The following is a 10923-nucleotide window of genomic DNA, read 5'->3' on the forward strand; positions in this document are numbered from 1 at the left end:
CATGCTACGTCGAGCCACTGAATTGTAATTGGTTGTTTTTTCCGCCTGCAGGCCGGCTATAAAATCTCGCTACCTTTCTTTGTCTGAAAGCTCAAATTCGCTATGCAGCGCCCGGACAGCCAACTCTAAATAACGCTCGTCAATAATCACTGAGATCTTAATTTCAGAAGTAGTGATCATTTGGATATTAATATTGTCTTCACCCAGGGCACTAAACATACGACTAGCCACATTTGCATGTGAACGCATACCTACGCCAACAATAGAAACCTTGGCGATCTTGTCGTCTGTGATCACCTCCCGCGCACCAAGTTCCGCAGAAACTCGCTCTAAAACATCACGAGCCTTACCTAAATCATTGCGGTGAACAGTGAAGGTGAAATCAGTCGTGCCATCGACAGCACTGATATTTTGAACAATAACGTCGACTTCGATATTTTCAGCGCCGACCGGTGCCAGGATTCGGCATGCAACCCCAGGGGTATCCGGCACTCCACGAATTGTCAGTTTTGCTTCATCGCGATTAAACGCGATACCGGATACAACTGGCTGTTCCATATCGTTATCTTCCTCATCCAGGCTAATCAGGGTTCCGTTACCCTCTTCAAAAGTTGAGAGTACGCGCAGGGGAACCTTGTATTTACCGGCGAACTCTACGGCGCGGATCTGCAGAACCTTGGAGCCAAGACTGGCCATTTCCAACATTTCTTCAAATGTGATTCGATCGAGTCTGCGTGCACTGTCGACCACTCGAGGGTCAGTGGTATAGACCCCGTCCACGTCGGTATAAATCTGGCACTCGGTAGCATCTAACGCCGCAGCTAACGCCACACCCGTCGTGTCAGACCCGCCGCGCCCAAGTGTGGTGATATTGCCGTCGTCATCCACCCCCTGAAAACCAGCCACAACTATGACTTTGCCTTCATCGAGATCGGTGCGCATTCGCTCCACATCGATACTTTGAATGCGAGCTTTGGTATGAGCATTATCCGTAAGAATTTTTACCTGCCCACCCGTGTAGGAACAGGCGTCATAACCACGCTTCTTCAGAGCCATGCTCAAAAGGGCAATTGTGACCTGCTCTCCTGTGGAAACCAGAACATCCAATTCTCTGGGGTCTGGTTTTTCCTGGATTTGATAAGCGAGATCAATCAGGCGATTTGTTTCACCACTCATGGCAGACAATACGACAACCATGTCATGTCCCTGAGCGCGAAACGCGGCGACTTTATCGGCCACAGCTTCAATTCGCTCAATTGAGCCAACTGAAGTCCCGCCATACTTCTGCACGAACAAACTCATAACTTACTGTGTTTCCTTAGCTCCACAATAAGTACGCTTCCTGCCCAACTCGTGCAGGCGCGCACTTAATCACCAAACCTCTGCGAAATCAACTCAACTACGAATTCAGACCACGAATTTGACAAAACTTAACTAGTTTAAGGATTGCTCAATCCAATTTGGCACTTCTTTCAGCATATTAGGGAGCGCGGACACATCGGTTCCACCACCCTGGGCCATGTCTTTTCGACCGCCACCCTTGCCGCCCAGCTTCCCGGCAGCAAAGCGCATAAGGTCACCCGCAGAAAGCCGATCTGTCAGGTCTTGGGTCACTGCGGCAACCAAAGCCACCTTTTCATCGCCCGGAGCCGCCAGCAGCACCACGCCGCTGCCCAGCTTGTTCTTCATTTGATCCGCCAAATCTCTCAGTGATTTGGGGTCAGCTCCGTCAATAGAGGTTGCCAGCAACTTAAAGCCCGCCAATTCAATAGCCTGAGTGGAAAGGTCTCCACCAGCACCGCTGGCCAACTTGGTTTTTAACTGGGCAATCTCTTTTTCCAGCTTTCGATTGTTAAGCAGCAGCTGTTCAACTTTGTCAGCCAAGGAGTCCGGACGCGCCTTAAGCAGAGTCGCTACATGCTCCAGACGCTGCTGTGCCTGATCGAACAGAGACATTGCGTGAGCGCCAGTAACCGCTTCGATTCGACGCTGGCCGGAAGCAATGCCGCTTTCCCCAACAATGCGAATCAAACCGATATCACCGGTGCGCTTCACGTGAGTACCGCCACACAACTCAACGGAAAAAGCCTTGTCATCAGATTTGCCCATGGAAAGTACACGTACAGTATCGCCGTACTTTTCGCCAAATAGAGCCATAGCGCCCATCGCTTTTGCAGACTCAATATCGGTTTCGTGAGTTTCAACTGGGGTATTTGCGCGAATTTGGCTATTAACCAGGGATTCAATCGCGTGCAGTTGCTTTGCCGTTACGGCTTCGGGGTGGGAGAAGTCAAAGCGCAGGCGCTCGGAGTCCACCAGGGAGCCCTTCTGGGTGACATGCTCGCCCAGCACTTTGCGCAAGGCGGCATGTAATAGATGGGTTGCAGAGTGATTCAGGGCGGTGGATTGACGAACATCTGCTGATACGACTGCCTCAAGGGTTTCGCCCACAGCGATACCCCCCTTCAACAACTTACCAGTATGCAAATGATGCGCGCTCTGCTTGGTGCAGTCGCGCACTTCAAAGCGGGCGTCACCGGAACTCAAATAGCCACTATCACCTACCTGACCACCGGACTCTGCGTAGAAGGGAGTCCGATCCAGAACAATTGCACCCTCTTCACCTTCTTCCAAGCGTTCAACCTGCTCACCACCTTTAACGATGGCCAACACTTTGCCTGTTGCCTCGATCGCGTTGTAACCGAGAAACTCTGTAGCCCCTTCCAGTTCGAGGACATCGGTATAGTCCTGTTTAAATTTACCGGCAGCGCGAGCTCTCTGGCGCTGGGCTTCCATAGCAGCTTCATATCCATCCATATCCAGGGATAGACCGCGCTCACGGGCAATATCCTGGGTTAAGTCTGTCGGGAAGCCGTAAGTATCATGCAGAGTAAATACCAACTCACCGGGGATCTCACTGCCTTCGAGGGAAGCCAGGGCATCTTCTAGCAGCGCCATTCCCTTATCCAGAGTCTTCGCAAACTGCTCTTCCTCTTTGCGCAGCGCATTCTCAATCACCTGCTGCTTTTCACGCAGCTCCGGGTATGCGTCACCCATCTGCTCGGCGAGCGCCTCTACCAGCTTGTAGAAGAAGATATCTTTGTGCCCAAGTTTGTGACCATGGCGCACTGCGCGGCGAATAATGCGGCGAAGTACAAATCCACGGCCTTCGTTGGAAGGCATTACGCCATCGGCAATCAAGAATGAACAAGAGCGGATATGGTCGGCGATCACTCGCAGGGATTTCTCTTCCAGGTCGCTGCAGCCAACCACTTCTCCCGCCGCCTTCAGCAGCGCTTGGAACAAGTCAATTTCATAATTGGAGTGTACTCCCTGCATTACAGCGGCAATACGCTCCAGCCCCATGCCGGTATCCACTGAGGGCTTGGGCAGTGGGTGCAGTTCACCATCAGCGGTGCGCTCATACTGCATAAATACCAGGTTCCAGATCTCGATATAGCGATCAAGGTCGTCATTATCGGAACCGGGTGGACCGCCGGGCACATCGGCACCGTGATCGTAGAAAATCTCAGAACTTGGACCGCAGGGACCAGTGTCACCCATCTGCCAGAAGTTATCCTCGTCGAGACGGGAGAAGCGCTCGGCACTCACCCCCATTTCCTTCAACCAAATATCAGCGGCTTCATCATCGCTGATATGTACGGTTACCCAAAGACGCTCCTCCGGCAAGTTCAATACTTTGGTCAGGAACTCCCAGGCAAAGCGAATCGCCTCGCGCTTGAAGTAGTCGCCGAAGCTAAAATTACCGAGCATTTCAAAAAACGTGTGGTGCCGTGCGGTGTAACCGACATTTTCGAGGTCGTTATGCTTGCCTCCTGCACGCACACAGCGCTGTGAACTGGTGGCGCGATTGTAGGAACGCTTTTCCTGCCCCAGGAAGGTGTCCTTAAACTGCACCATGCCGGCATTGGTGAATAACAGCGTCGGGTCATTGCCCGGAACCAGGGAACTGGAGGGCACAATGGCATGACCCTGCTCAGCAAAATAATTCAGAAAGGCGTCGCGAATCTGTGCGCTTTTCATCCGGCGTAATTCCACTTCGTTAGTTGAGTTTTATTTGATTGGCGTCAGTGACACGGTGTCACTTCTGTTCCACTACTGTGCCAGCCCCTGTTCGGGCATTCTTTTTTGGGCAAGCAGGTGAACATGCAGGTGAAATACGGTTTGACCTGCGCTTCGACCGTTATTAACTACCAGTCGATAGCCCTCGAGCCCCAGCTTGCGCCCCAGTTCTGCCGCCAGCCACATAAGGTGGCCGAGCAGGGATTTATCTTCAGCCTGAGCCGCGGATAAATTCACTAGGGGTTTGCGTGGGATAATGAGGAGATGGGTCGGCGCTTGTGGCGCGCGATCCTCAATAACGACACATTGGTCGTCCTCGTAGATCATCTCAGCAGGGATATCTCCCGAGATAATTTGACTGAAAACGCTGGGTTCACCCATTGGTTTACTTTTCCAGCTTTTCCTCGGCTGTCAGCTGCCGCGCTTCAGATTCCAGCATTACCGGTATACCGTCCCGCACCGGATAGGCTAGACCGCTGGCCTTGCAGACCAGCTCCTGTGTGTCCTCCCGGTATTCAAGCGGCGCTTTACTCACCGGACATACCAACAGGCTCAGCAACTTTTTATCCATGTTCCACCCCACTATTTTCCCTCGGTAATACTTCCGATGGGCAAAAATGACCGCGTATCATACAATGCTTCATACGCTTTTACACGGTATTCGCCATAGCTTCTGCTGCGCCACCTGTTAGCTTTGCGCTTTTTTACCCTTATATGACAGAAGCAGTCTCTACTGAAACAGAATTGAGATGGCTAAGTAGCAGCTCCCGGGCTAAACGCCCCTCCTCTATTTCATTAAATACCTCGTGGTAAGACCTTGAAAAACAGTGCAATTGCTTGTTTTTTGACCCCACCTGCCCAAACCACTTGCGACTGAGTTCCACATCGACAATATGGTCTGATTCCGGCAATAACAGAAGGCAAGGCATGGATATCCCATCCAACCGGCCAGATAAAAACTCCCGCTCCTGCAAAAAAGTCTTGAACCAGCGCAGAGAGATACTGTGATGTACAAGTTCATCACTGACATACCGCTTGACCACATCCGGACTACGAGATATCCACTGACTATTTATCTGGCTGGAAAGAGCCAACCCCGGAAGCCAGCGAGCCCAAAATAGCGCGAGCCATAACAGAAGGCCTTTGGGCTCACTTTTACCGCGAAAGCCCGGTGCAGAAAGATTTAAGCTGTCGACAGATTTATATCGAATAGCACAGCCACAGGCGATAACAGCTCCCATACTGTGGCCAAGAAGATGCATCCCAAGCCCGGGGTTTCCACTTTTTACCAAAGAGATAAATTCATTTAGATCCTCACTATAAAGTGCAAAATCCTCAATATCCCCGCGCTTCCCATCCGACAATCCGTGGCCATAATGATCTAAGGCATAGACATTGTACCCTGCTCGATTGAGATCTTCCGCCAGCTCACTGTAACGCCCACTGTGCTCGCCCAACCCGTGGGATATAACCACTACACCCACAGCTTCTTCTACCCACCAGCGCCGGTAATACAGCGTCACTCCCCTGGTGACAAACTCCATTGCAATCTCCTTATTGATTATTATTTTGCTAGCTAATCGCTATTCCAGGGTTTCGCGGTACCTGCCCAGCATGGCCAAATGATTCATGCGGGACCGTTTAAGTAGCGCTTCCTGGGCTGCCTCAACATTCTCCGGGCGCCCCTGCCAAGCAGCGAGTGCTGGCTCTTGTAGTGCACGCCCATAGGAAAAGCTCAACTGCCAGGGGCCACCACCTTGCTGATTCATTGCATTGAGATTGGCCGTGGCCTCTTCCGGTCCCTGCCCCCCGGAAAGAAAGTTAATTCCCGGCACTGCTGCGGGGACCGTTCGCCGCAAGCTGCGCAGGGTATATTCGGCCACCTGCTCAGGGTCAGCCGTTTCCGCCTCCGCACCAGGGGTTACCATACTGGGCTTTAGCAACATCAGCTCCAGTATTACCCCGTGCTGGTGGAGTGCGTGGAACACAGAGTGCCAAACCCGCTCATTTACCGCCGCACTGCGCTCTATATCGTGCTCACCGTCCATCAGAACCTCTGGCTCGACAATAGGAACCACCCCTTCGGCCTGGCATACCGCTGCATAGCGGGCCAACATCTCAGCATTTGCGGTAAGCCCCAGGCGCGTGGGGTTGTGATGACCAATAGGATAGACTTCACGCCACTTGGCGAAGCGAGCTCCTTGCTTTTTATATTGCTGCAAGCGCTCAGACAACCCGTCCAACCCGTAGGTGATCATATCCCCAGGCGCTCCAGGCAGAGGGCCCTTGCCCTTATCCACCTTAATGCCCGGCACTATCCCCTGTGACGCTGCCACTTCCGGCAAGGGCTGACCCTCGGCATCTTTTTGCCCCAGAGTTTCCTCGAACAAAATAACGCCACTGATACATTCACCCAACCCCTTACAGGACAGCAGCGCAGCACGGTAGTCGCGCCGGTTTTTCTCAGTGGAATCCACTCCAATCGTGGCAAAGCGCTTTGCAATAGTGCCGCCACTCTCATCGGCAGCCAGGATGCCTCTTTGACCATCGACCAATGTTGCTACAGTTTCCTCCAGCATATCGATATGTGACATCTCTACCCCTCCCTTAGGTTATTACGCTAAGAGGATAGGCGGTCCAGCCTAAAAAGCTTTACAGGCTTTTACCGCCCTCCGCCAACCAGCCAACAACTGCTCCCTCTCCGCCTGAGTCATTGCCGGCATAAAGTCCCGTTCAATTTCCTGCAAACACTCCGGTAATTCCTTTGGTCGCCAGGTTCCACTGCCAATACCAGCCAGCAACGCAGCACCAATAGCTGTGGACTCAATCTGCCGGGGCCGTTCAACACGCAAAGAGGAAACATCCGCCTGGAATTGCATCAGGAAATTATTCGCGCAAGCACCCCCATCCACACGCATATGGGTAATCGGCAAGCCCAGGGCCTGCTCCATCAAACGAGCCAGCTCATCACTCTGGTAAGCTATAGATTCCAAAGTGGCACGCACCACCTCAGCTCGACCAGCCCCCCGACTCAAGCCGCAAATAGTCCCCCGTGCCGATGGGTCCCAGTGCGGCGCACCCAGTCCACTAAATGCAGGCACAAGATAAACGCCGCGGGTATGAGGAATACTCTGGGCGATGATTTCGGTATCCACCGCCTGCTGGATCATTCCCATCTCGTCCCGCAACCACTGTATAGCGGAGCCCGCTGTGAAAACTGAACCCTCTACGGCATAGGCCGGATTACCCTGTGCATCACAGGCCACTGTAGCCAGCAACCCCTGGGGAAGCTCCGGGCGATCCTCGCCGGCAAAAGCCAACATAAAGCAGCCGGTTCCATAGGTGTTTTTTATACTACCGGGCTCGGTACAACCCTGGCCAAACAGTGCTGCCTGCTGATCCCCGGCAACACCACAAATCGGAGCCGATGTGCCGAGAAAAGCGTGGGGGTCTGTATCGGTAAAGTGGCCAGCCGACGGTAGAACTCTGGGAAGAATGGATTCAGGGCACTGGAAAAAATCCAGCAGCTCTCTATCCCAGGCTTTATCTTTTATGTTGTACAGGAGGGTACGACTGGCATTGGTGTGATCGGTGAGATGGGCTTTGCCACCGCTCATTTTCCAGATCAACCAGCTATCTACGGTGCCGAAACACAGGTCGCCATTTTGAGCTCGGGTTAGTAAATCCGGGTTGCGGCGGAACAGCCAGGTCAACTTACTTGCGGAAAAGTAAGCATCCAGCAATAGGCCACTGCGCTCTCGCAACCAATCAGACCTGCCGCCCCCCCCCAACTCCCGGCATACCTCCGCCGAGCGCCGGCACTGCCACACAATCGCAGGAAAAACCGGCTCGCCGGTATACCTATCCCAGACGATCGTGGTCTCGCGCTGGTTGGTAATTCCCACTGCGGTGATATCCGACGCGCGAACACCAGCGCGCTGGAGTGCTGCGGCACAGACCCGGAGAGTTACCGACCAAATCTCTTCCGCATCCTGCTCAACCCAGCCAGGCTGGGGATAACGATTGGGAATTTCCGAGTAACTGCGACCAATCAGGTGGCCCTTACTATCGAAGATAAAAGCTGTGGTACCAGTGGTGCCCTGGTCAATAGACAGGATCATAGGGTTCTCGCGCTTATTCTTTTAGTCTCTTTCTGTACCTGAAAAATGGCCGAAACCTATCGACCAGTCATTCAGGTAGTAGTCAGAGTATAAGCCCGATTAATTGCCGTCCAGCGCCCAGCTAATCGCATCTGTGGGGAAGCCCCTGTAAGCCAGGTATCGCTGGCGCCGCGCTCGCTCCTTCATCCACTGATCCCGTGGAAGCTCTGCGCTCATAGGGGCCCGGTATTTTCTCTGAAGCATTTCCGCAGCTAACTCAAACCAATCCACTTCCAACTGATCCAGCGCCTGGGCAATTAGTTCACCGCGCACACCGCGCTGCTGTAGCTCCTGGCGAATACGCATCGGCCCCTGACCGCGCTGGACACGGGAGCGGGCAAAAACTTCGGCAAAGCGTTGATCGGATTGATAGTTGAGTTCGTGTAGGCGCTCAAAAAGCGTGTCGAAATCGGCGCTGGGGAATTTTGCCGCGAGCTTTTGCCTCAATTCATGGCGGGAGTGCTCGCGGCGGGTCAACAGCTCAAGCGCCGCGCTGAAAAGCGCTTGAGCTGGATCAACGGAAAAATCCGCTTTTGAGTACGGCATTTACTCTTCCGGTAATTCCGCAGCCTCTTCAGGGGTCGCAGGCACTAAATCACCAAGCAGCTGCGCACGCAGCTGACCTTCAATCTCGTTGCGAATGTCGGGGTTATCGCGCAGGAACTTGGTAGCGTTCGCCTTGCCCTGGCCAATCTTGTCGCCCTTGTAGCTGTACCAAGCCCCCGCTTTATCCACCAGCCCCATCTTCACGCCGTAATCGACGATTTCACCAATCATGTTAATGCCTTCGCCATACATGATCTGGAACTCGGTCTGCTTAAACGGAGGAGCTACCTTGTTCTTAACCACTTTCACTCGGGTTTCGTTACCCACCACCTCATCGCCATCCTTAACGGAACCGATACGACGGATATCCAAGCGCACAGAAGAGTAGAACTTGAGGGCATTACCACCAGTGGTGGTTTCAGGGCTGCCGAACATAACACCGATCTTCATGCGAATCTGGTTAATGAAGATCGCCAGGGTGTTGGTGTTCTTGATATTACCAGTGAGCTTACGCAGAGCCTGGGACATCAAACGAGCCTGCAAGCCCACGTGGGAATCACCCATCTCACCTTCGATCTCAGCGCGCGGGGTCAGGGCCGCAACGGAGTCCACTACCAGCACATCAACGGCACCGGAGCGCACTAGCATATCGGCAACTTCCAGAGCCTGCTCACCGGTATCCGGCTGGGATACGATCAACTCATCGACGTTGACACCCAGTTTTTCAGCATAGATAGGGTCGAGGGCGTGCTCAGCATCTACGAAAGCACAAGTACCACCATTGCGCTGGGCCTCGGCAATCACCTGCAAGGTGAGGGTGGTTTTACCGGAGGATTCTGGTCCATAGATTTCAACGATACGGCCACGCGGCAAGCCGCCTATACCCAGGGCCACATCCAAGCCGAGGGAGCCGGTGGAGATTGCAGGAATACGCTCGCGCTCCTTGTCTCCCATACGCATCACAGTGCCTTTACCGAACTGACGTTCAATCTGAGATAGCGCCGCTTTTAATGCCTTGTCTTTATTGGAATCCATGACCATTCCCGTATTTCTGAGCTGAATTGAGTGGTGGCAAGCTTAACGAAGGATTACTGTATAGGCAACCAGTAATTCCACATACTGAGTACCAGCTTCAGGCTGAGTTGCTCGCCCCTCAAAAAGAAGCCTAAAGCTGGGGCAAACGAACAAAGATTGACCCGGCGGACAAGTTCAAACCGGGTGCTCACGGACAATCCTTAACATTCCCTTCAGCGCCTCAACAACTGTCTGCGATTGCACCTCTGCCCGGTTACCACTGAACAGAAAACACTTCGCATCTATCTGCACTGGCTCTTGCCCCTCCGCATGGGCCCAGGCAATCCAAACTGTACCTACCGGCTTCTCGGCAGTGCCGCCATCAGGCCCCGCGATACCACTGACCGCAACGGCGAGATTGGCATCCATCATCGCCAGAACCCCACAAGCCATCTGCCGGGCGACCGGCTCACTCACTGCCCCAAACTGCTTGAGATCATTGCTGTCGACACCCAGAACACCGTTCTTGATACGATTCGCATAGCTCACGATCGATCCATCAAACCAATTCGAAGCACCCGCTATAGAGGTAATAGCCGCCGCAATCGCACCACCGGTGCAAGATTCTGCCGACGTCACACGCCAATCTCTCTTTTCCAGCTCCCCGCCCAACTCTCTGGCAAGCTCAGTTATCTCTCTGTATTCCACCGTTTCTTCCTATTCAACCGCTCCTGGGCCACAACCAAATATTACAGCACAGAAGTGGGCTCTTATTCTGGGTGCCAACCTGCAGCAAGCTTACAAATTCCATTTTAAGTAAGCTGCCCCATACCGAATATACAACCGCCCCTCAGTGGTGAAGCCACAACCCCTTTAAAAACTCAATCCACGCCGGCTGCACACCGGCGCCGACACCAAAAGATAAATCTCACGCTGTCGAAGCGCTCGCAAGCGACGCCAACACTCTAAAAAATAAAACTACCTATGGGAGCCGGGTTGCCAATTCTAATTTCCGCCGCCGGTCCACCTTCAAATTAGAATTTAAATTTTAAAAGGAGTCTTAAATCAGCAAATAATTTCAAGCGGGCAATCCAATAAGCAACAGCAAATTTAAAAGTAA

General features: G+C 53.0%; 10 protein-coding genes. All 10 read right to left on the minus strand.

The genetic code is table 11. The features are described 5' to 3' along the window. Window positions 1-69: 69 nt before the first annotated feature. The 10 genes from ACJJIZ_RS18590 to ACJJIZ_RS18635 all read right to left on the minus strand — a co-directional run bounded on the left by ACJJIZ_RS18590 (window position 70) and on the right by ACJJIZ_RS18635 (window position 10511). Window positions 70-1302 (minus strand): aspartate kinase, encoded by a 1233-nt coding sequence (locus ACJJIZ_RS18590; protein WP_413662880.1) that lies wholly within the window; start codon window positions 1300-1302, stop codon window positions 70-72. A gap of 132 nt (window positions 1303-1434) precedes the next feature. Further along, entirely contained in the window at window positions 1435-4044 is a 2610-nt protein-coding gene (gene alaS / locus ACJJIZ_RS18595) for an alanine--tRNA ligase (RefSeq protein ID WP_444914424.1), read from the minus strand. 72 nt (window positions 4045-4116) lie between these two features. Further along, window positions 4117-4464 (minus strand): histidine triad nucleotide-binding protein, encoded by a 348-nt coding sequence (locus ACJJIZ_RS18600; RefSeq protein WP_413662882.1) that lies wholly within the window; start codon window positions 4462-4464, stop codon window positions 4117-4119. Window positions 4465-4468: 4 nt separating this feature from the next. Beyond that, the gene (locus ACJJIZ_RS18605) at window positions 4469-4654 is read right to left on the minus strand and encodes a Trm112 family protein (RefSeq protein ID WP_108734085.1); all 186 of its coding nucleotides are present in this window, start codon (window positions 4652-4654) and stop codon (window positions 4469-4471) included. A 139-nt stretch (window positions 4655-4793) separates the two neighbouring features. Further along, window positions 4794-5627, minus strand: a complete 834-nt coding sequence (locus tag ACJJIZ_RS18610) for an alpha/beta hydrolase (protein WP_444914425.1) — start codon at window positions 5625-5627, stop codon at window positions 4794-4796. A 39-nt stretch (window positions 5628-5666) separates the two neighbouring features. Then, window positions 5667-6677, minus strand: a complete 1011-nt coding sequence (locus ACJJIZ_RS18615) for a class I fructose-bisphosphate aldolase (protein ID WP_444914426.1) — start codon at window positions 6675-6677, stop codon at window positions 5667-5669. A 48-nt stretch (window positions 6678-6725) separates the two neighbouring features. Then, a complete protein-coding gene (gene glpK, locus ACJJIZ_RS18620; RefSeq protein WP_444914427.1) occupies window positions 6726-8204 on the minus strand; it encodes a glycerol kinase GlpK in 1479 nt (492 codons plus the stop codon). Window positions 8205-8303: 99 nt separating this feature from the next. Then, window positions 8304-8789 (minus strand): regulatory protein RecX, encoded by a 486-nt coding sequence (locus tag ACJJIZ_RS18625; protein WP_413662886.1) that lies wholly within the window; start codon window positions 8787-8789, stop codon window positions 8304-8306. Further along, on the minus strand, window positions 8790-9824 hold the full coding sequence (recA, locus tag ACJJIZ_RS18630; protein WP_108735301.1) for a recombinase RecA: 1035 nt from the start codon (window positions 9822-9824) through the stop codon (window positions 8790-8792). Window positions 9825-9998: 174 nt separating this feature from the next. Continuing rightward, window positions 9999-10511 carry a CinA family protein gene (locus ACJJIZ_RS18635; RefSeq protein WP_444914428.1) on the minus strand — a complete coding sequence of 171 codons (513 nt, stop codon included), beginning with the start codon at window positions 10509-10511 and terminating at the stop codon, window positions 9999-10001. Window positions 10512-10923 lie beyond the last annotated feature (412 nt).

The sequence above is a fragment of the Microbulbifer maximicatervae (SeqCode) genome (assembly GCF_052467225.1).